The sequence below is a fragment of the Alteribacillus persepolensis genome, assembly GCF_900099605.1.
Classification (GTDB): Bacteria; Bacillota; Bacilli; order Bacillales; family Marinococcaceae; genus Alteribacillus; species Alteribacillus persepolensis.
In genome coordinates this window covers 280,967-307,233 of record NZ_FNDK01000001.1, presented here as the reverse complement: position 1 = coordinate 307,233, position 26,267 = coordinate 280,967, and the positions used below count along the sequence as shown (strand labels likewise).

The 26,267-nt window shown below is 41.0% G+C and carries 21 protein-coding genes; 1 reads left to right on the top strand and 20 read right to left on the bottom strand.

The annotated features are described in order from the left end of the window. Positions 1 to 16: 16 nt before the first annotated feature. The 5 genes from glnA to BLT18_RS01460 form a co-directional block, all read right to left on the bottom strand. Positions 17 to 1,369: a type I glutamate--ammonia ligase gene (glnA, locus tag BLT18_RS01480; RefSeq protein WP_091270523.1), complete on the bottom strand. Its 1,353-nt coding sequence runs from the start codon at positions 1,367 to 1,369 to the stop codon at positions 17 to 19. 80 nt (positions 1,370 to 1,449) lie between these two features. Next, the gene (locus BLT18_RS01475; RefSeq protein WP_091271130.1) at positions 1,450 to 1,824 is read right to left on the bottom strand and encodes a MerR family transcriptional regulator; all 375 of its coding nucleotides are present in this window, start codon (positions 1,822 to 1,824) and stop codon (positions 1,450 to 1,452) included. Between the two features lie 163 nt (positions 1,825 to 1,987). Continuing rightward, positions 1,988 to 3,244 carry a methionine gamma-lyase family protein gene (locus BLT18_RS01470; RefSeq protein WP_091270521.1) on the bottom strand — a complete coding sequence of 419 codons (1,257 nt, stop codon included), beginning with the start codon at positions 3,242 to 3,244 and terminating at the stop codon, positions 1,988 to 1,990. A 16-nt stretch (positions 3,245 to 3,260) separates the two neighbouring features. Further along, on the bottom strand, positions 3,261 to 4,514 hold the full coding sequence (gene hflX, locus BLT18_RS01465; protein ID WP_091270520.1) for a GTPase HflX: 1,254 nt from the start codon (positions 4,512 to 4,514) through the stop codon (positions 3,261 to 3,263). Between the two features lie 14 nt (positions 4,515 to 4,528). Continuing rightward, positions 4,529 to 5,467, bottom strand: a complete 939-nt coding sequence (locus tag BLT18_RS01460) for an AAA family ATPase (RefSeq protein ID WP_091271128.1) — start codon at positions 5,465 to 5,467, stop codon at positions 4,529 to 4,531. Positions 5,468 to 5,597: 130 nt separating this feature from the next. Here BLT18_RS01460 and BLT18_RS01455 point away from each other — a divergent pair, with 130 nt between their 5' ends. Further along, a complete protein-coding gene (locus BLT18_RS01455; protein WP_091270518.1) occupies positions 5,598 to 6,566 on the top strand; it encodes a tyrosine-type recombinase/integrase in 969 nt (322 codons plus the stop codon). A gap of 136 nt (positions 6,567 to 6,702) precedes the next feature. On the opposite strand, the gene hfq is transcribed toward BLT18_RS01455, so the two are convergent. The 15 genes from hfq to recA all read right to left on the bottom strand — a co-directional run bounded on the left by hfq (position 6,703) and on the right by recA (position 26,199). Next, on the bottom strand, positions 6,703 to 6,957 hold the full coding sequence (gene hfq, locus BLT18_RS01450; RefSeq protein ID WP_091270517.1) for an RNA chaperone Hfq: 255 nt from the start codon (positions 6,955 to 6,957) through the stop codon (positions 6,703 to 6,705). Positions 6,958 to 7,003: 46 nt separating this feature from the next. Further along, a complete protein-coding gene (miaA, locus tag BLT18_RS01445) occupies positions 7,004 to 7,936 on the bottom strand; it encodes a tRNA (adenosine(37)-N6)-dimethylallyltransferase MiaA (RefSeq protein ID WP_139184693.1) in 933 nt (310 codons plus the stop codon). Beyond that, a complete protein-coding gene (locus BLT18_RS01440) occupies positions 7,929 to 8,720 on the bottom strand; it encodes a class I SAM-dependent methyltransferase (protein ID WP_091270513.1) in 792 nt (263 codons plus the stop codon). The genes miaA and BLT18_RS01440 overlap by 8 nt, the downstream gene beginning before the upstream one ends. Before the next feature lie 353 nt (positions 8,721 to 9,073). Beyond that, positions 9,074 to 10,999, bottom strand: a complete 1,926-nt coding sequence (gene mutL / locus BLT18_RS01435) for a DNA mismatch repair endonuclease MutL (RefSeq protein ID WP_091270512.1) — start codon at positions 10,997 to 10,999, stop codon at positions 9,074 to 9,076. Positions 11,000 to 11,014: 15 nt separating this feature from the next. After that, positions 11,015 to 13,657: a DNA mismatch repair protein MutS gene (mutS, locus tag BLT18_RS01430; protein ID WP_175487353.1), complete on the bottom strand. Its 2,643-nt coding sequence runs from the start codon at positions 13,655 to 13,657 to the stop codon at positions 11,015 to 11,017. A gap of 202 nt (positions 13,658 to 13,859) precedes the next feature. Then, on the bottom strand, positions 13,860 to 14,429 hold the full coding sequence (gene cotE / locus BLT18_RS01425; protein WP_091270510.1) for an outer spore coat protein CotE: 570 nt from the start codon (positions 14,427 to 14,429) through the stop codon (positions 13,860 to 13,862). A 427-nt stretch (positions 14,430 to 14,856) separates the two neighbouring features. After that, on the bottom strand, positions 14,857 to 15,282 hold the full coding sequence (locus BLT18_RS01420; protein WP_091270508.1) for a RicAFT regulatory complex protein RicA family protein: 426 nt from the start codon (positions 15,280 to 15,282) through the stop codon (positions 14,857 to 14,859). Next, on the bottom strand, positions 15,283 to 16,902 hold the full coding sequence (gene miaB / locus BLT18_RS01415; RefSeq protein ID WP_091270506.1) for a tRNA (N6-isopentenyl adenosine(37)-C2)-methylthiotransferase MiaB: 1,620 nt from the start codon (positions 16,900 to 16,902) through the stop codon (positions 15,283 to 15,285). Positions 16,903 to 17,083: 181 nt separating this feature from the next. Beyond that, positions 17,084 to 18,760, bottom strand: a complete 1,677-nt coding sequence (locus tag BLT18_RS01410) for an ABC-ATPase domain-containing protein (RefSeq protein WP_091270505.1) — start codon at positions 18,758 to 18,760, stop codon at positions 17,084 to 17,086. Positions 18,761 to 19,048: 288 nt separating this feature from the next. Continuing rightward, positions 19,049 to 19,915, bottom strand: coding sequence for a 2-oxoacid:ferredoxin oxidoreductase subunit beta (locus BLT18_RS01405; RefSeq protein WP_091270503.1), 867 nt, complete (start codon positions 19,913 to 19,915; stop codon positions 19,049 to 19,051). Next, positions 19,916 to 21,661 (bottom strand): 2-oxoacid:acceptor oxidoreductase subunit alpha, encoded by a 1,746-nt coding sequence (locus tag BLT18_RS01400; RefSeq protein WP_091270502.1) that lies wholly within the window; start codon positions 21,659 to 21,661, stop codon positions 19,916 to 19,918. It lies immediately after the preceding gene. 257 nt (positions 21,662 to 21,918) lie between these two features. Next, entirely contained in the window at positions 21,919 to 22,179 is a 261-nt protein-coding gene (locus tag BLT18_RS01395) for a stage V sporulation protein S (protein WP_091270499.1), read from the bottom strand. Between the two features lie 116 nt (positions 22,180 to 22,295). Next, positions 22,296 to 23,090, bottom strand: a complete 795-nt coding sequence (locus BLT18_RS01390; protein ID WP_091270498.1) for a TIGR00282 family metallophosphoesterase — start codon at positions 23,088 to 23,090, stop codon at positions 22,296 to 22,298. 130 nt (positions 23,091 to 23,220) lie between these two features. Next, positions 23,221 to 24,786: a ribonuclease Y gene (gene rny / locus BLT18_RS01385; RefSeq protein ID WP_091270496.1), complete on the bottom strand. Its 1,566-nt coding sequence runs from the start codon at positions 24,784 to 24,786 to the stop codon at positions 23,221 to 23,223. A gap of 360 nt (positions 24,787 to 25,146) precedes the next feature. Continuing rightward, positions 25,147 to 26,199, bottom strand: coding sequence for a recombinase RecA (recA, locus tag BLT18_RS01380; RefSeq protein WP_091270494.1), 1,053 nt, complete (start codon positions 26,197 to 26,199; stop codon positions 25,147 to 25,149). Between the last annotated feature and the right edge of the window lie 68 nt (positions 26,200 to 26,267).

Below are 26,267 nucleotides of genomic sequence, written 5' to 3'. Positions count from 1 at the left end.
CAAGGGGGACTGCATTTTAATAAGTGGACAAGAACTGTTCTCTTTCCCAAGGGTGAACTTGAGAGCGGAACATATCCCATTCAATTTCTTTTGCTTCTGCAAAGTGCTCGATAGCGTGTGAACCAATCGCATTAACCAGCACTTCATCTTGAAGCAGGCTGTCTAACGCTTGTTTTAAGTCTGCCGGAAGGTCTTTTATGCCTTCTTCTTCGCGCTCTTCTTTGCTCATCACGTAAATGTTGCGGTCTGTTGGCTCTGGTGCTTTGACCTTTTTCTTAATGCCGTCAAGACCAGATGCCAGCAGTGCAGCCATTGCTAAATATGGATTAGCTGCTGGGTCTGGGCTTCTTACTTCTACACGTGTGCTCAATCCTCTAGAAGATGGAATACGAACGAGCGGACTTCTGTTTCTAAGCGACCAAGCAACATAAACTGGCGCTTCAAATCCTGGAACAAGACGCTTATAAGAGTTAACAATTGGGTTTGTTAACGCTGTAAATGCTTCCGCGTGTTCCAAAATGCCGCCTAAAAATTGCATGGCTGTCTCACTTAGCTGTGATTCAGTACCTTCGTCATAGAACACGTTTTCTTTGCCTTTAAATAAAGACATGTTGCAGTGCATACCGGAGCCATTTACCCCAAACAGCGGTTTTGGCATAAAGGTTGCGTGCAATCCGTGCTTTCTGGCAATTGTTTTCACAACGAGTTTAAAGGTTTGAATGTTATCACATGTCGTAATAGCATCTGCATACTCAAAGTCAATTTCGTGCTGGCCTGGTGCTACTTCGTGGTGAGATGCTTCAATTTCAAATCCCATGTCTTCCAGCTCAAGCACGATGTCACGACGGCAATTTTCCCCCAGGTCTGTTGGAGCAAGGTCAAAATATCCGCCTTTATCGTTTAGCTCCATGGTTGGTTCGCCTTTTTCATCATTTTTAAACAGGAAAAATTCCGGCTCTGGCCCAATGTTAAATGCAGTAAAGCCCATTTCCTCCGCTTCTTTTAAAACGCGCTTCAAGATGCCGCGCGGGTCCCCGGCAAATGGTTTTGGTGATCCGCCTACTTCACCTGGTTCATAAATGTCGCAGATAAGTCGGGCAACTTTTCCTTTTTCTGGTGTCCAAGGAAAAACAACCCATGTGTCTAAATCTGGATATAAGTACATGTCAGATTCCTCGATGCGAACAAATCCTTCGATGGAAGATCCATCAAACATCATTTTGTTATCAAGCGCTTTAGAAAGCTGATCTACTGGAATCTCTACGTTTTTAATAATTCCTTGAAGGTCTGTAAATTGCAATCGAATAAACTTTACGTTTTCTTCTTCAGCCATTCGTGTAATATCTTCTCTTGAGTACTTGCTGGCCATTGGTGAGTCTCCTCTCTTCGTTTCAATAATGATTAGTATGAAAACTTCTGCCTTATTATAGACAAAAGGTATTCAAATGATTAGTGGAAAAAACGAGATAATTGTCCTTGAATCATCGATGTTCTGCCTTGCTTGCCTGCAACCATGACTTCTTGTTTTAAATGACGGCGTAATTCTTTATCAGTCATCGTTTCTGTATTTTTTAACGCAGGCTTATGTTGATTTTCTTCGTTCTCTTTCTGAAGTTCAAAAATTTCCTTAATTCCTGATAAATTGACACCTCGTTCGATAAGCGTCTTAATTTCTAGCAGCCTATCGACATCATTAAAGGAAAATAGCCGCTGGTTTCCTTCAGTTCGTGCAGGATGCACTAAACCATGTTCTTCGTAGTATCGGATTTGTCTGGCCGATAATTCAGTCAGCTTCTTTACGATACTAATCGGAAACAAAGGCATGTTGCGCCGAATATGATCTCCCTCAGCCACGAGAATGCCTCCTTTCCTTAAGAAGTTATTTTCATCTTACATGATGTTAAGTTTTCAGTCAAGTTCATGTTAACTTTTTTTACATAAGGATTATAAAGCATTGATCAGCTTCAAGTACTCAAAAGGGAAGAATTTACAATAGTTGTTCTTCAAATAACGTTTGCAAGGCGTAAGAAACAGCATGCTTCACATGGGCATATGTCAAACCGCCTTGAACGTAGGCTGTATATGGGGGCCGCAGCGGACCATCTGCAGATAGTTCAATGCTTGAGCCTTGAACAAACGCACCCGCAGCCATGATGACTGGATCTTCATATCCCGGCATGCTGGAAGGCTCCGGTTTAACCATTGCATCCACCGGAGATGCTTCTTGAATTGCTTGGCAGAAGCGAACCATTCTTTTTTTATCTTCAAAACAGACTGCCTGGATAAGGTCTGTGCGCTCATCACAAGAAGACGGAAAGGTTGTCAGACCTGCCTCTTCCAGCAAAGAAGCCGTAAAAAAAGCCCCTTTTAATGCTTGGGACACAATGTGAGGAGCCATGAAAAGTCCTTGATACATTTCAAGAAGGCTGTTTAATGTTGCTCCGCCTTCCAATCCGATACCTGGTGCTGCAAATCGTGCCGAAGCTTGTTCTATCAATGATTGTTTCCCCGCAATATAACCTCCTGTGCGCGACAAACCACCTCCTGGATTTTTAATTAACGAACCTGCAAGTATATCTGCTCCAATATGACCAGGCTCCCTTGCCTCCACAAACTCGCCATAACAATTGTCCACAAAAACGATAATATTTGGATACCGTTCTTTAACAGCTTTAATAATCGATTCCATTTTTTCTATTGAAAGAGACGGACGAAGCGCATAACCTTTTGAGCGCTGCAGCGCAAGCACCTTCGTTGATGGGGTGATATAGTCGATAATGGTGGGAACGTCAGGAAACCCATCCTTATTCAATGGCGCTACTTCACAATGTATATCATATTCTTTCATCGTTCCTGCCGAATCTTCGCCAAGTCCAATCGCTGTTTGCAATGTGTCATAAGGATCTCCTGCATATAAGAGTGTATCTCCTGGTCGTAAAATACCAAATAATGCAGCATAAATAGCGTGCGTTCCCGAAATAAATTGCGGCCTTACCATGGCACCTTCCGTTCCAAACACATTCGCATATATACGATCCAGTGTCTCTCTGCCTGTATCGTCATATCCATATCCAGTAGAGGGGGTAAAATGGAAAGAAGACACTCCTTCCTCCCGAAAGATGTCCAACAAGCAGGCTTGATTATATTCAGCTGTTTTTTCTGCCTGTTTAAACATTGGCTCTGCCTTTTTTTCCGCACGATCAATCAAATCATCTGTTCGTTTATGATGCCAATAACTTGTCATGTTCTATTCCAACTTTCTACATCATTGCTCGATATTGTTTTAACACACGATGAATCGGATGTTCTTTTAAGACAAATCCCTTATACAAAAATTGACTGTCATTTTCTTTGACTTTTTCTTCGGTTATCATTGCAAAACGTTTCAAATCAGCTATACTCTTTCCATCTTCAGCTGGGATTTCTACTTGAAAATACTTCATTTGGTCTTGCAGTGTTTTTTCCATTAAATGAAGCAAATCCTCGACATCTTCTTCCCGAAAAGCGGACATTGTTATCGAAGGTGCATCATTTTTTATATAAACAGAAGACGTATCAGCCTGATCTATTTTATTAAAAATAGTAATGGAAGGGATCATATGTGCGTTTAAATCCATTAACAGCTTGTCCACTGTTTCCATCTGTTCTTCTGCCTCGGGATGAGAAGCATCGACGACATGCAGCAGCACATCTGCTTCTTTCACCTCTTCTAGCGTTGAACGAAATGCTGCAATTAACGTTGTTGGCAAATCTCGAATAAACCCTACTGTATCTGTTAACAAAATGGGGTAACCAGAGGGCAGTTCTGCCTGTCTTGTGAGCGGATCCAACGTTGCAAATAATAAATCTTCTTGAAACGTATCAGCATTGGTTAATTGATGCAGCAGCGTTGATTTCCCGGCGTTCGTATAGCCAACAAGTGCAAACTGAACCACCTTGTTTTTTTGACGGTTTTTACGGTAGCTTTCTCGATGAGCTTGAATATCTTTTAGCTGTTTTTTTAAATCATCCATCCGCCTTTGAATATGACGCCGGTCCGTTTCCAACTTTGTCTCACCAGGACCTCTCGTTCCGATTCCCCCGCCAAGTCTGGACAACACTTGACCTTGTCCGGACAAACGAGGCAATAAGTACATCAATTGCGCTAATTCTACTTGAATTTTCCCTTCTTTGGTATGAGCACGCGCAGCAAAAATATCTAAGATGAGCTGTGTACGGTCAATCACCCGCACGTTCACATATTCATCGATATTTTTTACTTGGCCCGCAGATAATTCATCATTAAAGACGATTAAATCTGCTTGCTTTTCTGCTGCGGCCTCGGACAATTCTTGCAACTTCCCTTTCCCGATGTACGTGGCTGGATCAGGTCTTTCCCTCACTTGCACCAGTTCGTCAACAATGTCTCCGTTTGCCGTATGAACGAGTGCTTTTAATTCATCCATCGACATATGAAATGATGAAACAGATTGATCATTCAAACGGCAGCCGACCATAATCACTTGTTCTTTCATACACCCACCCCTTTTCAGTACTCTTCTATTATAAAGTCCTGCGCTTCTAATGTCATGAGTGATTGTTTATCAAGCGTATCGTTGTAGTCTAACATTCGAAGCGCATGCTTTCTAATCATTTTCTCCAATAAATTACGTACATACCTGCCATTCTGTGTGTTTTTATCATAATAGGAAAGCGAATGAAAATGAGACCGCAGCTTTTCGTTGAGCGCTTTTGTTGTTACGTATTCTTTTTCTTTCGCCATACGCTGAAATAATTCGAACAACTGCCCACCGGAAAAATCTTGAAATTGCAACTTATTTGGAAAACGCGAAGGCAGCCCTGGATTAAGTTTCAAAAAACGTTTCATTTCTTCAGGGTAACCAGCTAGAATGAGAATGAATTTGTGCTGCTGATCTTCCATTGCTTTAACAATCGTATCAACCGCTTCACGGCCAAAATCTTTTTCCCCGCCACGAGCGAGTGAATATGCTTCATCAATAAACAGAATCCCCCCTTCTGCTTTTTTTATGAGGTTTCTTGTTTTTTGAGCCGTCTGCCCGATATATTCCCCAACTAAGTCAGCACGCTCTGCTTCAATAAAATGACCTTTCTCGATAACTTTCATATCTTTTAGCATCTCAGCCATGATTCTGGCGACAGTTGTTTTTCCTGTACCTGGGTTCCCGATAAAAAGCATATGAAGATTTTGTTTTGCACAAGCCAGCGCTCTTTCTTCCCGCTTTTGATTGACATAAACGAGAGCATACATCTCTCTCATAAATTCTTTTACGTTTTTCATACCAATCATCGAATCCAAACTTTTTTCCGCTTTTAGAAGCGGGTAATGCTGTTCGGATGAAAGCGAATGTTTTGATGAATGTTTAGGAGTAATCTGTTTCGGTGAAACCTCCTTATGTGCTGAATTAATCGTGATTTGAATTTTATCTCGTCCTTTTGTATGCATCATCACGAACAAATCCCCTCTCTTCTATCTAAGTATAAAGCGGGCGTTTACCTATACTATACGCAAAAATCATTTATTGGTGATTGATTCATTTGCTATAATAAAAAGAAAATGCGTAAAGGTAAGATGTGGGATGGAAGAGAGATCATGGCATATTCCTTTTGAAGCCGAAGCTTTTTTAAATCATTTAACCGCCAGGCAGCGAAAAGAAAGCACCATCAAACGATACCGATATGACTTAGCTGATTTTTACCGTTTTATTGAAGTAAAAGAAGAGCTGGGTGAAAAGCAGGATGGTGCGATAACTCCACAGATGATTGAAGAATATTTCTATCTTTTACAAGAAGAACGGCATTACCAGCTCCGTACATTAAAGCGTGTACAAACGGTGTTAAAGCGTTTTTTTCATTATCTGCAGTCCACTGGCTATATAAACGTAAATCCGATGACCGCACTCCATGTCGACGATTCGGTTTGGAATACGTTAACTGAAGAAGAACTTATTACGCACTCAGAGGAAAAACAGCTAAAGGATTCCTTATTTTATGACAGTGGAATGTCGCACAAACAAGCAGCATCCAGGCCGCTTTTAGCCCCTAGAAATCTGTTATTAATTTCTTTATTTTTACATTATGGCTTTCGCTTGCAAGAGATTTCTCTTCTTAGAATGAAACATGTCAATCAAGGTTTAGGAGAACTCTCTATACCTGAGCAGACAGGCAACCCCCGTGTAGTGACCCTGACAAAAGATGATAAGAACTTGCTTTATCATTACGTACAAGTCATTCCAAAAGCTGTTCGTCCTGTGTATCCAGAAGATCCCCTCTTTGTAGCGTTTGATTTCCAGCGACAAACATATCGCTGGAGTTATGAAACAGACGCACCGAAAAACTTAACAGAAATCGCTATTCAAAAAATGGTTCGAGAAGAAAGAAAGCGTGCAGGTATTGACCGTGCGATATCAGCCCGTCACTTTCGCAATACATTTATCGTGCGCACCCTTCAAGCTGGAACAACACCAGAGAAACTGCAGGAAATGCTAGGGCTGAATACCATTTTAACGCTTAATAAATACATTGATTACGTAGAGAAAAACAAATAAAGAAAACCCAGCTGTCATCCTGAAAGACTGACTTCCTCCACGTGTAAACAATATCCACCATTCGTCTGTACGAAGATGCTGTTTTTTTCCTCTCAATATAAAAAAGCTTCCAGAATCCTGGAAGCTTTTTTCCTGTTTACGTATGAGCAGAAGCGTTCTCTGTTTCAGCTTCCACTTGAACGGAGACATGACGTTGTGGTGCAAAGGTAGAAATGGCATGCTTATAAATAAGCTGTTGTTTCCCATCACTATCTAGAACAACCGTAAAATTATCAAATGCTTTCACTTGTCCTCGCAATTGGAAACCATTTAACAAAAACACAGTTACTGGTATTTTCTCTTTACGTAAACTATTCAAAAATTGGTCTTGAATATTAATAGGCTGCTTCATCTCAATTCAGTCCCCCTCATCATACTCTACTAGGTGTATTCGACTTTTAAAACATATTTCCTTCAACACAAGAAATCATTTCCTCTATTTTTTCCACAGCACTTTCACACGTTACATCAAACCATTCCACGTTTTCTTTGTTCCGAAACCATGTTAACTGACGCTTTGCATACCGGCGCGTATTCTTCTTCAAGGCTTGTACCGCTTGTTCCAATGAATAGTCACCGTTGAAATATGGATAAAACTCTTTATAGCCAATCGCCTGAGCCGCTTGACAATCTTTTGGATAGTGTTCGTAAAGCCATTTGGCTTCTTCAAGAATACCATCTTGAAGCATAGCATCGACACGCTTATTAATGCGTTCATATAATAGCTGACGATCCATCGTTAGACCAAGCATTACTAATTGATATGGTGACTGGGCGTCCGTTTGCTGAGAAAACTCTTTGCGCTGCTGCCCGGTTACATGATAAATTTCCAATGCTCTAATGATTTTTTTTATATTGTTTGGATGAATCACTTGCGCACTTTTCGGATCGACTTCTTCTAATTGACGATGAAGAAAATGTGCTCCTTTTTCACTTGCAGCCTTCTCCATCTCCTGTCGAAAGGCTGGATCTGACGGTGACTTATGAAACGCAAGATCTCTTGTCAGAGAGCGTATATAAAAACCTGTTCCACCGACCACAATTGGCAGTTTATTTTTTTTATGAATCGAAGTAATGAGTTGTGCTGCATCTTCTTTAAACTGTGCTGCTGAATACGTCTCGGAAGGGGCTTTTTTATCAATTAAATGATGCGTAATGCCTTGTTGTTCTTCTTTTGTCACTTTGGCTGTACCAACATCAAGCCCTCTATAAATTTGCATAGAATCTCCGCTAATAACCTCACCATGAAAATGTTTGGCAAGTAATACGCCGCATTCCGACTTTCCAACAGCCGTCGGACCTACAACGACGAGTAATTTTTCTTTATTCATATCCGTTTCCTTCCTTTTCCAACACAGCATAAGCAAAAGAAGCCGTTGACTTGCGGGTGCGAAACGTAAAACCAAGCTCTTCTATGTATGGATGCGGAAAAGAACTTTTGATGACCACCCGCCTTTTCGCTACTCGTAATGCTTCACTTACATGATGCCGCTCTATTTGGTCATAGTAAGCAGCATAGCGAAGCGGCGTGAAATGAACCGATGATTCTACTGCACGTTCAAACATAGGATCAAGATATACGACATCAAACGCATTATCAGGCTGCATTGTTAGAAAGTCATAAAAATCTGTGGCACACACTTGGATTCGGCGCATCGCTTCATTAAAAGCATGTGACTTTTCCTGCCAATGCTTTAAACCTTTTCTTACAATTTCAGCCACATACGTACTCTTTTCTAACCCTGTCGTATATTCATTGGTAACAAAACTAGCTACGATGCTATCTGATGCAAACCCCAATGTACAATCAAGAAAGCGCATGCCCGGCTGCAGTTTCATCGCATCAACCATTGGATCTGCCTGCCCGTGTTCTAATCGCTGCACTCTTAGCCAAGCCATGCTTGGATGAAAAGAAAAGGGAGTTTCCGCTTTAGGATGATAAAGTTTATCTCCTGCTTTTTCACTCACAACATAAATACAGTCATTTTCTTGCTGCATCCAGCTCTTAAAAGAACGCTTTTTTCTTTCTCGGAAAACAGTCCCCCATTTTTCTGCTAGACGTTTGGCTTCTTTTACATCATTTTCTAATACTGCTTTACCTGTTGTAATAATCATTCTTACCTGTCTCCATACTTTCCATTATACCACTCTATTTGAAAAAAAACCCATATAATATTTTCTTTTGCTTCTGTTTCGCGCACTTCTAAAAACAAAATAAAAAGGCGCTTTATAAAGCGCCTTTTTCTTCGTTATTAATTGTCAGATTGGGATTGTTTAAGCATATACATAGCCATGATAAGACTGACGATAATAACAAAAGCAGAAACTCCCAATACTACTACAAGATCCAATGGTGACATGATAAACTCCCCTTCAACCTGCTTTTGCATGCAATTATAACATGGCATTAATGTTAATATTTCATGAAATTGTGACAAACATGTAAACATTTTTTGGGAGCACTGCCATTACATAATACGTTTAAACATTTTTTCCATATCGTACCCAGAAAAATGGATAATAATCGGGCGCCCATGCGGACAAGTGAATGGTACTTCACAAGCGCGCAAACGGTTCATTAATTGATTCATTTCATCATTTCTCAAATAGCGATTTGCTTTAATGGCTGCTTTACAAGACATTAAAATCGCTGCTTCTTCTCTTAACTTGTGCACATTAATCGTTTTGGTTTCAAACAACTGTTGCAAAAGCTCTCGGATCGTGTTTTCTTCTTCCCCTTTTGGAAACCACTCTGGATGCGTGCTGACTCGGTATGTCCGAACTCCAAATGGCTCTAGGTAAACACCAACATGTTCTAATTCGTTTCTGTATGCAGAAATCACCATGTCTTCTTGGGGAGAAACTTCTAGCGTGATAGGAACGATAAGATCCTGTAAATGAGGGCTTGTCTCACCTATTTTTTCGCGAAATTGTTCGTAAAATATTCTTTCCTGTGCAGCATGCTGATCAACAATGTATAAGCCGTCTTCATTTTGTGCCAAAATATAAGTACCATGCATTTGACCGATGATTTCCAAAGCCGGAACACGTTTAGACTCCGTTTCCTGCGCTGCGGTACTTCCCCGTATGTCCTTGTCAGTTCGAGGGATTTCACGAACAGAATGATACGTCGTCCCATCATTGTCTTGGTATTCACTTGTAGGCAAGGGATTGCTCGTACTTTTCTCTTTTTTGTCATCCGTCACTTGAGCTGTTTTTTCCTGAAACGAAGAAAAAACAGCGGAGTTTTCCTTTGTTTCAACGTGCGAAGGCAATTGATTAATTTGAGCCGGCTGCTTGTAATCGGATATAGGAGCAGCCTGGTCATGACTGCTTTCTTGAAATTCGAAGGAAAGCTGTGTATTATCTTGACGTTTCCCTCGTGATTTTTCCACTTCTGGAATTAGCTGTAAATCAGTTAAACGATTCTTGATCGCTTCTTCCACCGCTTTTGTCAGTTCATTTTCTTTACTTAACCGAACTTCGAGTTTTGCTGGATGAACATTCACATCAATTAAAATAGGGTCCATCGTAATGTGAAGTACCGCTAAAGGATGCCGGCCTATTGGAAGCAGTGTGTGAAAAGCTTGTTCGATTGCTTTCGTTAACGGAAAATGGCGCACGTACCGCCCATTAATGAATGTAGAAATATATTGTCTTGAAGCTCTATTAATTTCTGGTTTCGCTACAAATCCTTCTATATGGTAATCTAGCGTTTCGGCTTGAACCGGGACAAACTCTTGCGCCGTACGTCTGCCATATATAGCAGCGATAACTGTCCGAACGTCTCCATTGCCATTTGTAAACAATAACTGCTTTTTGTTATGAGCAAGACGAAACGAAATGGAGGGATGCGCAAGAGCCAGGCGGTTAACAACATCGCTGACGTTTCCAATTTCGGTATGAATAGTTTTCATATACTTCAACCGTGCTGGCATATTAAAAAATAACTCTCTAACTGTCACTTCTGTACCGCGCCTTGCCTTTGCTGACGAGAATGCGATTCGTTTTCCGCCTTGATAACGAATTAATGTCCCCGCACCTTCACCAGTTCCTGTTTCCAAATCTAAATTAGAAACGGCAGCAATACTTGGCAGCGCCTCTCCTCGAAATCCTAGCGTAGCGATTGTAAATAAGTCACGTTCTGTTTGAATTTTACTCGTTGCATGACGTAAAAACGCGATTTCTGCATCATCTTTTGTCATACCGTTGCCATTGTCTATTACTTTAATTTCAGACAGTCCGCCCTCTGTCAATTGTATGTCAATCCGTGTGCCGCCTGCATCAATGGCATTTTCAACCAGTTCTTTGACAACTGATGCCGGCCTTTCTACCACTTCTCCGGCAGCAATTTTGTTGGAAAGGTCATCAGATAATTTTTTTACTTGCATCATACGCAACCTCCTTTCTTATGATCGGAGCCGGCGTTGATAATGATATAACGTCTCTATCGCTTCCATTGGCGACAGATGTAAGACATCGATATCTTTTAACGCTCTAATAATATCCTCTTCATTTTTGGACACAGAAAGGGACTCTTCCTCTTCATTTGCTTCAAACAAACTCAACTGCTGCGGACTTTCAGATGTATGGGCCGGTTCATCTTTTTCCTTTGCCGCTGCAGTCTCTGTATGAACAGCACCGTCTTCCTGCACGTACGTTGTATCATTAATCGTTGATGAGCCGACGCTGGCACTTTCATACTGCTGCAGAAGAGTTTGTGCTCGTGCTAATACTTCGTTTGGCAAATCAGCCAGCTTAGCTACATAAATACCGTAACTGCGATCAGCTTTTCCTTCTTCCACTTTATGCAAAAATACAATTTCTCCGTCTTCTTCCACTGCACGCACATGTACATTTTGTAAATATGACATCGTTTCGCTAAGAGCAGTCAATTCATGATAATGGGTCGAAAACAACGTTTTTGCTCCAACGTGATGATGAATGTACTCAACAATTGCTTGTGCCAAAGCCATACCGTCGTATGTCGAGGTTCCTCTTCCAATTTCATCAAGCAGTATAAGACTTTCGGGCGTCGCATGGGAAAGTGCATGCTTTGTCTCAAGCATTTCAACCATGAATGTACTTTGACCAGAAGCTAAATCATCCGCCGCACCAATACGTGTGAAGATTTGATCAAACACCGGAAGAGTAGCTGCTTGCGCCGGAACGAAACAGCCGGTCTGTGCCATAACGGCTATTAACGCTGCCTGACGCATATATGTGCTTTTCCCAGCCATATTCGGCCCTGTAATAAGTAGCATTTCCCGGTGTTTATGCATATTAATATTGTTTGCCACATACTCCCCTTGTTCAAGCATGTGCTCAACGACTGGGTGACGGCCTTCCTCAATCGAAAGGGTCCGGTCATTTGAAAATTCCGGACGGACATATTGATTTTGTTCACTGATATAAGCAAAACCTTGCAGGACATCTATCACACTAATTATTTGAGCCGTTTGCTGAATGGCTTGAATGTATTGCTTCACTTTCTCCCGAACATCAATAAACAGCTCATACTCCAGTTCTGTACTGTTTTGCTCTGCTCCTAAGATAAGAGATTCTTTTTCTTTTAATTCCGGAGTGATAAACCGTTCTGCGTTGGTTAGTGTTTGCTTTCTTTCATAGCGCCCTTCCGGCAAGTATGGAATATTGGGCTTTGTAACTTCAATGTAGTAGCCAAACACTTTATTAAAGCCAACTTTTAACGATTTAATACCTGTTTCAGCACGTTCTTGCTGCTCCAAGTTAGATATCCAGCTTTTTCCGTCTCTGCTTGCTTCTTTATAACGGTCCAACTCTTCATTATACCCTTCTTTTATGATACCTCCTTCTGTAATAGAAATCGGGGGGTCATCTGTTAAACTGGCTTCAAGCAAGTCACGCAAATCTTGAAAGTCACTGGCTTGGTTTATTAGTTCATTGGCGTAATCATTATGTACACGTTGCAGCAGGGAAAAAAGAGCAGGTAATTCATTTAACGAACGCTTTAATTGCGCCAGTTCACGTGCATTTACATTCCCATACGATGTTTTACCGGCAAGCCTTTCTAAATCATACACATGCCGCAGCCGCTCGCGTAACTCTTCCCGTTCGAAGTAATGTTCTAAAAATGTCTCAACAAGCGACTGACGTTTGGTTATTTGTTTTACATTTAATAACGGTTCTTCTACCCACTTTTTAGCAAGTCTTCCTCCCATGGCCGTTACGGTATGATCCATTAACCAAAGTAGCGAACCCTTTTTCTTTTTTTCCCGTAACGACTCGGTTAACTCCAAATTGCGGCGTGAATGTAAATCAAGCTGCATATACTCTTGAGGGTGGTATAGTGTAATCCGCTGCAAATGCGATAAGGAACGTTTTTGTGTCCGTTTAAAGTAATTGGTTAATAACGCTGCTGCTTTTTTTAGCTTATCGGAATTTAATTCATCACACAGATGCTCGAATTCGGATGAAAGCTCATCTGCCGCTTCCGTCGAAAATAACACGGATGATTGAATTGCTTCTTCATTAAATCCAGGTGGAACGATGAGTTCTTTTAAATCAGCACGTGTTATCTCTCTTTCCCAGTTACTTGGAGAAGCTGTTAGCAGCGCTGCAGCTGTCTCTCCTGTTGTCAAATCAGCTTTTACAAAAGCTGCAGTTTGATCTTCAAAAGGATATAGTGCAGCAATAAAATTATTTTCTTTTGCTTGAATTGCTTTTCCTTCCATCACCGTTCCAGGAGTAATTAATTGAATGACTTCCCGTTTGACTACCCCTTTGGCCGTTTTTGGATCTTCCACTTGTTCGCAAATCGCAATTTTATATCCCTTTTCAATCAACGTCGATATGTATTGTTCCGATGAATGATAAGGAACTCCACACATCGGAATATCTTTTTCATTTTTGCTCCCTCGTTTTGTTAACGTAATTTCCAACTCTTGTGCAGCTTTGATGGCATCATCAAAAAACAATTCATAAAAATCACCAAGTCGGAAAAACAAAAAAGCATCTTCGTACTCCGCTTTTATTTTGTTATATTGCTTTATCATAGGTGTTTCTTGTGCCACGCTTATTCCTCCAACTAATCGAATCAAAACGTATTTATTTTTTATTATATCACAAAGCGGACCGCTGTCGTTGTTAGAAGGCAGCGAGCTGTCTTTTAAGGGATTTTTCTTTCTCACCTATGTCATCTTCCCGTAAGTAATAACACAGAAAAAAGCTGCCTAAAGGGCTTTTTAATCCTCTAGACAGCCGTTCCTTTTGTAATTAATGTTTTTTATCATCTAAAAAATCTGTGTCGATTTTCTTTAACTCTTCATCCGATACTTGTTCATCAAAGCTGATATTTCTATAATCATCATCTTCTGCATCCGGATGAATTTGAATGCAGACTTTTGTTTCACCTACAATCTCTGCCGAGAATTCTTTTTCCACCTCCACCTTCACATCTTTTCCTTTGTCGCCAATGGATGCTTCAATTGTATTTGGCTGCTTTAATGTTCTCGCAATCACATCTACCTCATCACTAAGAAGTTCTTTTTGTTTCATTGCCAGGGGAACTACTTCAGAATACGTGACGTTTTCAGAAGTAACATCGGTTTTCGTGTTTTCATCATAGGAATACCACACATTAATATCATAGCTTCCAACAATCTCTACAGAATCTCCCTTTCGATCTGCTTCATACTCATGATTAATAATCCAGCACCCTAAAATACTTGTAGGTTTTTGGGGCGGTTTAACGACATGAGTATCTTTACAATGTTTTTTCCCTTTTCCGCACACGGCTTTAGTAACAATCTCTCGATAACGCGCGTTATCTTTTTCCGACGACATGTGCACCCTCCTTTTCAAACGTGAAAGACACCCTGAAATGTCTTCCGCTTCATCCATGTTTAAACTATATGCATGATAAACGTCTATGTTGTCAATTTTATTCAGCCGCCTTGCAAGGTATGTCTTTTGGCTGAGAACCGGCTAATCACAACAAATATTAGCCTTGTACTTTATATGTATTTAGAAAGCCTTTTATTTATGTCTATAAAAATACGGTACGTGAAATTTTAAAAGTATCAAAAATAACCTACACATTCTCTCACGCAATAAACAGTCGAGAACTTATAAAAAAACGATATGTACAATTTGAGAAATACCAGTACCCGCTATCCGCTGCCTGATTACATGATACTGTTAAACAGTGACGTGTTTTTGAAGCCAAAAAGCCCTTGCCGCGTGTAAAGGGAACGGCAAGGGGAAGTATTATTTAATTAATATCAATAAATGGACTTTTATTCGTAGTGCCTTGCAGTTTGTCGCCGCCGGTCGACTCAATTATTTCATCAGTTACGGTATTAGATATCGTCGTGGACACAAGCTGAAGCAAGTGATTGACCTCTGTTTGGCTTTGTTTAAATTCTTGTACGAGTGGAATCTCATCAATTTCTTGGTTTAATTCCTCAATTTCTTTTTCAACTTGCTTTAATGCTTCGTGCTTTTGATAATGCTGCAAGTTTACTGCCTGCTTTTGTTTATTCTTGATTTTGCCAATAAGCTCTTGTACTTTCAAGTTTTGATTAATCTTTGTCTCAGCTTTCTTAAAAAAGTCGACTTCTTCGGTTTTTGATATGAGTCTGCCTAATTCTTTTGCCTTGTTGAGTACATCTTGTTTGGTGTAAGCTGCTTCGCTCATTTATTTATTCACCTCTGCCATTTCAACCATTTCACCGTCAAGCGTCCACGTTTTTGCTTCTGTAATCTTTGTGTATACAATTTCACCGATGCTTGATTTGGGACCACGGAAGTTAACAAGCTTATTCGTACGCGTACGCCCGGATAAAATATCTGGATTTTTCTTGCTTTCGCCTTCTACAAGTACTTCTACAATCTTTCCTTCTAGCTCTTTATTACGGCGCGCAGAGATTTCATTGACAACTTTATTTAAGCGTGCCAAACGGTCTTTTTTCACTTCCATCGGCACATTGTCTTTCATTTTTGCTGCCGGCGTATTATCTCTTGGAGAATAAATATACGTAAACGCGCTGTCGTAGTCCATTTCTTTCACTAATGAAAGCGTGTCTTGGAACTGCTCTTCCGTTTCATTTGGAAAGCCGACAATCAAATCTGTCGTAAATGAAGCATGCGGCATTGCTTCTTTAATCTTTCTAGCAAGCTCCACGTAATGTTCTCTTGTATACTTTCTTGCCATTAATTTTAACACATCGTTGTTTCCTGATTGAACCGGCAAGTGAATGTGTTCTACCAGATTGCCGCCTTGTGCTAAAACATTGATTAAGTGATCATCAAAGTCACGCGGATGGCTAGTCGTAAAACGAATACGCGGAATATCAATGTTGTGCAGCTCGTCCATTAAGTGACCTAATCCATAGTCCCGGTCCAAATCTTTTCCATAAGCATTGACATTTTGTCCTAAGAGAGTAATTTCTTTATACCCTTGACGAGCTAAGTCACGAACTTCTGCAATAATATCTTCTGGCAAACGGCTTCTTTCTTTTCCGCGAGTATACGGTACAATGCAGTACGTACAGAATTTATCGCATCCATACATAATGTTTACCCAAGCCTGGGTTTTTCCCACGCGTTTTCGCGGCATATTTTCTACAACATCGCCTTCTTTAGACCATACTTCAATAACCATTTCTTTTCCTTGTATGGCGTCCTTTAAAAGGTGCGGAACGCGATGAATATTGTGGGTACCAAAAATCAAATCAATGTGCTGGTGTTTTTGCATAATGCGATTGACGACAGTTTCTTCCTGGGACATACAGCCGCAGACACCCAGAATCAACTCCGGCTTTTCCCGCTTTAATGTTTTAAGGTTGCCGATTTCGCCAAATACTTTATTCTCTGCATTTTCACGAATTGCACATGTATTTAAGAAAATAACATCCGCTTCTTCCGTTTGATCGGTTTCAGAAAAACCCATTTCTTCTAAAATACCGGACATGTTTTCTGTATCATGATAGTTCATCTGACAGCCATACGTACGGATTAAATACTTTTTGCCTGCACCAATGCCTTTCATTTCGTCTGGGATAGAAAAGTTATAGTGAACTTCCACGTCTTCTTTTCCACGGCGCTTGCCTTTTTTATAATCTGGCTGCTCGTTAATTAAAATACTGCGGCCGCCAATTTTCATATATTGCTTACCGTCTTTTGAATGTTCCATTTTTGCATGAGAGAAATCAAAATATTTACTGTAATCTTTTTTCGTTGATGCATTCGTTTTTTTAGCTTGTACTTCTTCAGAAGGCGCTTCACCTTGCTGCTGCTTGCGTTGTTCTTCATTCATAAACCTGCTCTCCTTTCACATCAATTCCTCACTAAAACACCCAGCACCTTTTCATAAACACTGCTGTTTATATAAATATTGCGTTTTATTTCCGTTGCATAGGGAAGATCCAATTTTAAATTATACCTTTTATAGACAAAGAAAACAATAGCGCACCGCTTGCAAGCAGTGCGCTGTGTCATTATTTTATCTTTAGTTTCCGGTGGCGGTTAATAGCTGCTGCGATTTCTGTACGCCGCGGCTTTGCCATATCGCCAGGGTGCTTTCCTGCAAATGGAGATAAAACATCAAGTCCTTTTTCACTTACTTCCCGCTCTAAAAAATCAAGAATAGCAGAAAGAGAAGCGGTTTGACCAATGTTTTTACAAGCATAACGAATCATGTTTGCAATGGCATTGGTTTGACTGTGATCAATCAGCTGTTCAACACCGGAAAGGTCGATGATATCTTTGCCGTACATAATCGTTGTTCGACCTTTCCCGCTCACTTTCTCTTTTTTCCCTTTTCTTGCCTGGAAGCTGTCTGTCACCACTGTCCGCGGTGTCACTTCACCAAACGTCGTCCCCGCTTCTTTGTTACGCTCCGAGCCATATCTTTTAGCAATCTCTTTTGCTTTTTGGGTGACATCATGCGGGCGATATTCTTCCATCATAACGACTGTATCAGCAACGTCAAAATAATCACCAGCCCCGCCAACAACGAGAACCGTTGAAACACGGTGTTCATCATACAATGTTTTTACTTTATCAATAAAGGGTGTAATGGGCTCTTTCTCTTTTGCAACGAGTGCCTGCATGCGGGCATCGCGAATCATAAAATTAGTCGCACTAGTGTCTTCATCAATTAACAAACACGAAGCACCTGCTTCCAAACTTTCGATAATGTTTGCAGCTTGTGATGTACTGCCGCTTGCATTTTCTGTTGAAAAGGTGCGCGTATCTTTTTGAACAGGCAAATTGGAAATGAATGGAGAAATATTAACACTTTCTACGCTTCTTCCATCTTCAGCACGTACTTTGACTGCTGAATCATTCGTAATGACAAACTCACGGCCGTCCTTTTCCCGATGATTATAAATGCCTCGCTCAATCGCCTCCAGCAACGTGCTTTTTCCATGGTATCCGCCACCGACAATAATATTGACTCCCTGTTTTAATGCCATCCCTTTAACAGTAGAGCGATGGGGAATGTCAATTTCTACTTCTAACGAAGACGGTGATTGAAAAGGAACAACTTGATCTCCTTCCAGCGGTTTATTACTAATACCACTTTTTCTTGGCAGCACTGAGCCATTGGCAATAAAAGTCACATAGTTGTTCTCTTTTAAGAAATGGCGAATGGCTTCTTGCTGGTCGGCCAACTCTAACTGTTTCATTAAGGCACTTTTATTAAATTCTTTTACAGCCTTTATGACGACGTCAGGAAGGTCACGTGTCAGACGGTCGATGGCTTGTTTTCCAAGGATTGTCCTGCCTCGTGCTGGCAAATGTATCGATAAACGAATATCTATATCATTTTGATGCAAAACAACAGCTGTCCGATCAAGAACTTCTTGCCCTGGTCCATCTATAACGATGCCAATCCTTCCATTTCGTTTGTGCAGTTCGTGCTGCAGCCGATTGGCAAAAAAATCAATGGTCGCTATCCTTCTCGCATCAGTTTGATCACACTCTGCTCCTAAACCAAGTGCTTTTCGTTTCAACACCACTCGTGCTCGAGATGGACTTGCATACGGATCAGCCTGAATATGATCCAGATGCAGATGAAAATCCGAAAAGGTGTACGTCCCTTTTATATCATTGTATGCTTTGTATCCTTTCTTATCAATTCGTTGCAATGTTTGTATCAGTTGCTGCATTTTTTGTCTCCTTTCTTTCTTTATCCTCTGCATCTATTTCCGCAAGCAGCACTTTTTAAACAAAATGCTCTGTAAAATGTCATTATCATTCATGTAAACTTTTCTACTTATCATTCTCTGAGATGCGCCTTGCACAAACAGAAATATAAGATTTCTCAGCCAGCATGTTAACATACTGGCGACTGCTGAAGCCGCACATGTTCACCGGTAGTGCCTGACAACAATATCTAAGAAAGACAAACAAAAAAGGTTCAGCCACTGCTTGTAGCAAGTGGCCAACCTTTTTGTTTACATGAATTCATTTGCTAGACGTTCAAATGTTTCTTTTTCTAACTTCAATTCTGACTCAGAAAGCGGTGTCGACTTGTATCCTGGAATTTGGTCTTGATAAGAAGGCTTCGAATCATCTTGATAAATTAACCCGGTCACTAAACCATTATGTTCCATTAACGTTTGCATCGCTTTTTTCCTATCAGTATAATCATAATCTTCGACTGTTTCTAATTTCGTCAAGTTTTCTTTAAACCAGTCATACGTATTCACTTTGTTAAATGTTACACATGGACTGAATACATTAATAATAGAGAAACCGTCATGGTTAATGCCTTGCTCAATCAATGAGGTAAGTTCTTTTAAATCACTTGAAAAGCTTTGTGCCACAAATGTAGCTCCAGCTGTCAACGCTGTTTCCATTGCATTAAGAGATGCCTCGATGGAACCGTCCGGTGTACTCTTTGTTTTAAAGCCAGCTTCACTTCTTGGCGATGTTTGTCCTTTTGTTAACCCATAAATTTGGTTGTCCATGATAATATACGTCATGTTGATATTTCGCCGAATCGAGTGAATGGTGTGTCCCATTCCAATAGCAAATCCATCACCATCACCGCCTGAAGCGATAACCGTTAAATCTCGGTTTGCCATTTTTACTCCTTGTGCCAAAGGAAGCACTCGTCCGTGTACACCGTGGAACCCATAAGCATTGATGTAACCAGAGATTCTTCCGGAACAGCCGATACCAGTAATCAACGCTAAGTCGTGTGGTTCTAAGCCTACATTGGCTGCTGCACGTTGAATAGCTGCTTGAATTGAAAAGTCACCGCATCCTGGGCACCAGTTTGGTTTCACTTTATTACGAAAATCTTTTACAGTAGCCACCTATAACAACTCCTTGCATTCACGATAAATTTCACCTGGTAAAAATGGATTGCCGTCATATTTCAAAATATTTTCAGCATTAACCCCTGTATTCAATCGAATAATGTTAGCCAACTGAGCCGTTGCATTATTTTCGACGACAACAACCTTTTCCGTACGCTCTAATGCTTGCTCTAACTCTTCAACCGGGAAAGGATGCAGCAGTCGAATATGTGCATGATGTATAGCGTGTCCTTCCTCTCTCAAGCGAGAGACAGCTTCTTGTATCGTTCCTCTAGTCGAATTAATCCCAACTACTAATAAGTCTGCTTTCTCATAGGGTTCATCCCGATATACCGGCTCATCGAAACGATAAGGCACCGTTTGGGTCTTCTTTAATCGCTTGTCCATTTGCTGCTGTCTATTTTCTGGTTTTTCCGATGGCTTCCCCGTTTCGTCATGTTCCACTCCAGTAACATGATAGATTCCGTTTTCTGTTCCTGGCAGCAATCGAGTTGAAATGCCGTCTCCTTCCGCCTCATACTCGTAGCGGTTAAAGTATTCTTCTGGTGCTTGTACAGGCAGATCTGGAGCTTGATCTAACTTCCCTCTTCGAATTTGAACATTATCAAAGTTTAATGGTTCCACAGTCTGCTTGCCTAATGATAATGCAAGGTCAGACATTAAAATAACTGGACACTGATATTCCTCAGCCATATTAAATGCTGTAATCGTATCATAGAAGGCTTCTTGTACAGTACTAGGAGCAATAACAATCTTTGGAATTTCCCCGTGCGTACCATACAACATTGCCATCATATCCGATTGTTCCTGCTTTGTTGGAAGCCCTGTACTTGGTCCGCCTCTTTGTGTATCCACAATAACCAAAGGTGTTTCGGTCATCCCAGAAAGTCCAATCGCTTCTGTCATAAGCGACAATCCAGGACCTGCAGATGCTGTTAATGCGCGAACACCGGCATAATTGGAACCAATCGCCATATTAGCTGCCGCAATTTCGTCTTCGGTTTGAATCACCGTACCGCCGAAATCAGGAAACGTTTTAATTAAATACTCCATTATTTCCGAAGCAGGGGTGATAGGGTACGCTGCCATAAAACGCGAACCAGCTGTTACCGCACCAAGTCCTATGGCATCATTTCCAATCATAAACATTCGTTTTTTACCATCTGCTTCTTCTAAAAGGAATGCATCTACGTTATCGCCAGCTTGCTCTCGAAACTGTTCTGCCCCTGTTTGCAGCGCTTGCATGTTTTTGTCAACAACAGACTGGCCTTTTTTCGAAAATATCTCTTCTACGACTTCTTGGTAATAGTCAGCAGGGATGCCTAAAATAGCGCTAGACGCCCCGACTGCAACCATATTTTTCATTAAAGGAGTACCCAATTCTTTCGCTGTTTCCGTAAATGGCACTTCATATAATGTTGCTTTTCCATCTTCAGGAATAGACGGGTTAAATTTCGCATCTGCAATAACCACCCCGCCACTCCGTAGCTCATGATAATTCACGTCAATGGTTTCCTGATCAAAAGCAACCAAAATATCCAGATCATCAGAAACAGCATTTATAGGCTTTGTACTTACACGAATTTTATTGTTGGTATGACCACCTTTTATTCGTGATGAAAAATGTCTATACCCGTATAAGTAATAACCAAGGCGGTTTAAGGCAGTAGAAAAGATTTCCCCTGTACTCTCTATCCCTTCCCCCTGCTGTCCGCCAACTTTCCAACTAAGTTGATCAATCATGTGTTTCTCATCCTTTCCAGTCCTTCCTATCCCTACTACTTTGTTTATCTAGGCATGCGTTTATGTAATACACCTGCAAAGATAAAATGTATATATTCCTATATAATAGAATGAAAATTTACAAAAATCAACCGTTAAGTGCATTATTATTATTATTATTTACTAAACTTATCCTATCCTGAAAGCTGCCGCCGCATATGCATAGAAAAACCTGGCTGATCTATTTGACAGCCAGGTTTAAATGTGCTGATATGGAATTAACGGGGCTCTATAATTAATTTTATTGCCGTTCGTTCTTCACCATCAATTTGAATGTCTGTGAATGCTGGAATACAAACAAGGTCGATACCGCTTGGGGCAACAAATCCCCTCGCTATAGCTATTGCTTTAATCGATTGATTCAGGGCACCTGCGCCTATCGCCTGAATTTCCGCAGCTCCTCTTTCTCGAATAACTCCTGCCAATGCGCCTGCTACAGAATTGGGAGTGGATTTAGCTGATACTTTTAATACTTCCATTTTTAGTACCTCCTTATGTGGGATAATGCCCCTCACTAACTATATTCACGATTTGTTCGTTTATTCCTGCAAACTTCTCTATCATTTTCTAAATTTTCTAATCAATAGCCTGAATGTTATTCATAAAATGGTTGTTCTTCACTGATTTGTATCCGCTCCATTGCTTTAGCAAGACCTGTTTTGCTGTCAACGTGGATAAGAATCCCATTTAATTGTTCCCTGCCTTTTGCTACTTCAAACCTGACAGGTAAATTTGTTAAAAATTTATTAATAATGTCTTCACGTTTCATGCCAAGAATTCCATCTAAAGGCCCAGTCATTCCCGCATCACTGATATAAGCTGTTCCACTTGGAAGCACACGATTATCTGCTGTTTGTACGTGGGTATGCGTTCCAACCACCGCGGTCACTTTCCCATCTAAAAACCAACCCATTGCTTGTTTTTCACTCGTTGCTTCGGCATGAAAGTCAACAAAAATATAGGGAGTGCGTTTTTTTATTTTGTTCACCAGCGCTTCTGCTTTTTTAAACGGACAATCGTTTGGAGGCATAAATGTACGCCCCATTAAGCTAATAACCCCTACCTCTAGATCGTTGACTTTTGTAATAATATACTCATTTCCGGGAGTTTCTTCCGGATAATTAGCAGGACGTGCCATTAAAGGCGCATCGTTAATAAATTCAAAGATATCTTTATTATCCCACGTATGATTTCCTAGTGTAATGGCTTGGGCTCCTTGCTCGAGAAAACCTTTGTAAATTTTTTCTGTAATGCCTTTGCCACCCGCAGCATTCTCACCGTTAACAATGGTGACTGTTGGTTTATGTTTTTTTTTCAATTTTGGTAGGTACTCTTGTATCATTTTTCTGCCAGGAGACCCGACAACGTCACCTATAAATAAGATTTTCATGAAATAACTCCTTTAATATAAGCCTTTTTCTATATCTATTTATAACAAAACAGCAAGAAGAAATTCAAATTATATTTTTATCCTTCAGACATTGCTGTCATCATAAAAATAAAGCGGCGTTTCTGCCGCTTTATTTTGCATATTCTACTGCTCTTGTTTCACGAATAACGGTAACTCGAATATGCCCTGGATAATCGAGTTCTTCTTCAATTTGCTTGGTAATGTCCCTTGCTAAACGATGAGCGACAGCATCATCCACTAAGTCAGGCTTAACCATAATTCTTACTTCACGTCCAGCCTGAATAGCATAGGTCTTCTCTACCCCTTCAAACGATTCCGCAATTTCTTCTAATTTCTCTAAGCGGCGGATATAGGTTTCAAGGGTTTCTCGTCTAGCTCCCGGACGGGCAGCAGATAACGCATCAGCTGCAGCCACCAATGTGGAAATCACCGAAGTTGCTTCTGTATCTCCATGGTGAGAAGCAATACTATTAATAACAACCGGGTGTTCTTTGTATTTTTCTCCGAGTTCAACACCTATTTCAACGTGGCTGCCTTCCACTTCATGATCAATTGCTTTTCCAATGTCATGAAGTAAACCAGCACGCTTCGCTAGTTGTTCATCTTCACCAAGTTCAGCTGCCATTAGCGCTGTTAAATGTGCTACTTCCTTCGAGTGATTCAGCACATTCTGCCCATAACTGGATCGGAACTTCAAACGCCCGAGTATTTTAATTAAATCGGGATGAAGTGCATGAATACCCATTTCAAATGTTGTCTCTTCGCCGTATTCACGAATTAACTCATCCACTTCACGCCGGGACTTTTCCACTGTCTCTTCAATGCGAGCAGGGTGAATGCGTCCATCTTGGACGAGTTTATCAAGAGACGTTCGGGCAATTTCTCTTCTAATAGGATCAAAGCCAGAGAGGATAACAGCTTCTGGTGTATCATCAATAATTAAGTCAATTCCAGTTAATGTCTCCAGTGCACGAATGTTACGTCCTTCTCTTCCAATGATACGCCCTTTCATTTCATCATTAGGCAGGTTAACGACAGAAACTGTTGTTTCAGCGATATGATCGGCTGCACAACGTTGTATCGCCAAAGATAAAATTTGACGAGCCTTCTTGTCGGCCTCGCTTTTTACGCGTTCTGTATGTTCTTTGACCATAATCGCTGTTTCATGTTCCAGCTCTTGTTCAACGTCTTGACGTATCATGGTTCTCGCCTCATCACGAGACATTCCTGATATTCTCTCTAACTCTTCTTGTTGTTTGGCTAAAATCTCCTCCACTTTGCTGTGATCTTCTTCTACCTGTCGTTGTTTGTCGGCGAGAGATTCTTCTCTCTTTTCCAACGATTCCTCTTTCTTGTCCAATGTCTCGCTTTTCCGGTCAAGAATCTCTTCTTTCTGCATTAAGCGGTTTTCTTGTTTCTGAACTTCATTTCGCCGCTCCCGCAAATCTTCTTCTGCTTCTGCACGAAGCTGATGCGCTTGATCTTTCGCTTCCAGCACTGCTTCTTTTTTACTTGCTTCTGCTTTCCGCTCTGCATCCTCTACGATTTGTTTGGCGGCTTGTTCCGCGCTCGCTATCTTCGCTTCAGCAATAGATTTACGAACAAAATAACCAATCAATCCACTCAAAGCTGCAACGACAACAAGCAAAATGGAGATGAGAAAGATATTGTCCAAGTCTTTTCACCTCCTCTTGCTATCTAGTTGTGCCTACCTGCTGTTGTTAGGCTTTTTCTTCCATCTTCGTTCAAGAGTGTAGTACGTGTGCATACGTGTTGAATGTTTCTTTGACGTGGTGTCGACCGGTTGTGCTGTCAGTAAAAAAGGCTGTTTTTATTTGAAATTATGAACTAATTTCTTTGATAAAACGCCTTTTCAAAGCAAATACGGTGAACATTCTGTGAGACATATAAAGTCTCACTCCATTTAATTGTATCCTTCCGATATAGACATGTCAAGACTTCCCAACCTCACGGGCACGAAGCCTGAAGAAATAAAGAAAGCCACCTTTTAGCGGCAGGTGGCTTTCTTTAACGTTTATTCTTCCGTGTCTGTCAAAAAGCTCTCGTCTTCCTCTGATTTTTCTTCCTGTTGAGACTGAATCGAATCAAGGCTGTAATGTTCTCGAATGCTTTGCTCAATTGCTGCCGTTACATCCTCATTTTCTCTTAAATATTGCTTCGAATTTTCACGTCCTTGTCCCAGGCGTTCTCCTTCATAGGAATACCAAGCTCCGCTTTTTTGGACAATATCAAGCTCAGCACCAATATCAAGAATGGACCCCTCTCTTGAAATGCCTTCCCCGTACATAATATCTACCTCGGCTTGCTTAAATGGAGGCGCAACTTTGTTTTTGACAATCTTAATACGCGTTTTATTTCCAACCATTTCGTTGCCTTGTTTCAACGTTTCAGCACGGCGCACTTCTAAGCGAACCGAAGAATAGAATTTCAAGGCACGGCCCCCGGGAGTTGTTTCGGGACTTCCAAACATAACGCCAACTTTTTCACGAATTTGATTGATAAATACGGCAATAGAGTTCGACTTGCTAATTGCACCGGACAGTTTGCGAAGAGCTTGTGACATCAAACGTGCCTGCAGCCCTACGTGGCTGTCTCCCATCTCCCCTTCTATCTCCGCTTTCGGCACAAGTGCTGCTACAGAGTCCACTACAATAATATCTACGGCTCCGCTTCGGACAAGCGCTTCAGCAATCTCTAGCGCCTGTTCTCCTGTATCTGGCTGAGACAGCAACAGTTCATCAATGTCTACTCCAAGCTTCTGCGCGTAAACAGGGTCCAATGCGTGCTCAGCATCTATAAATGCAGCTTGGCCGCCCTTGCGCTGCACCTCAGCAATTGCATGCAGTGCTACCGTTGTTTTACCTGATGATTCCGGCCCATAAATTTCTACAATTCTTCCGCGCGGATAGCCACCTACGCCAAGAGCGATATCAACCGCCAAAGCACCACTGGATATAGTAGATACCCTCCGTTCTGCTTGTTCTCCTAACTTCATAATGGAACCTTTCCCAAACTGTTTCTCGATGCTTTTGAGCGCTTGATCTAATGCTGCCTTCCGTTCACTCATGTATATCTCTCCTTTGATATAAAAAAATTCCATATGCTTTCTTTTTCTTGTTCCCCTAAACAAAAAAT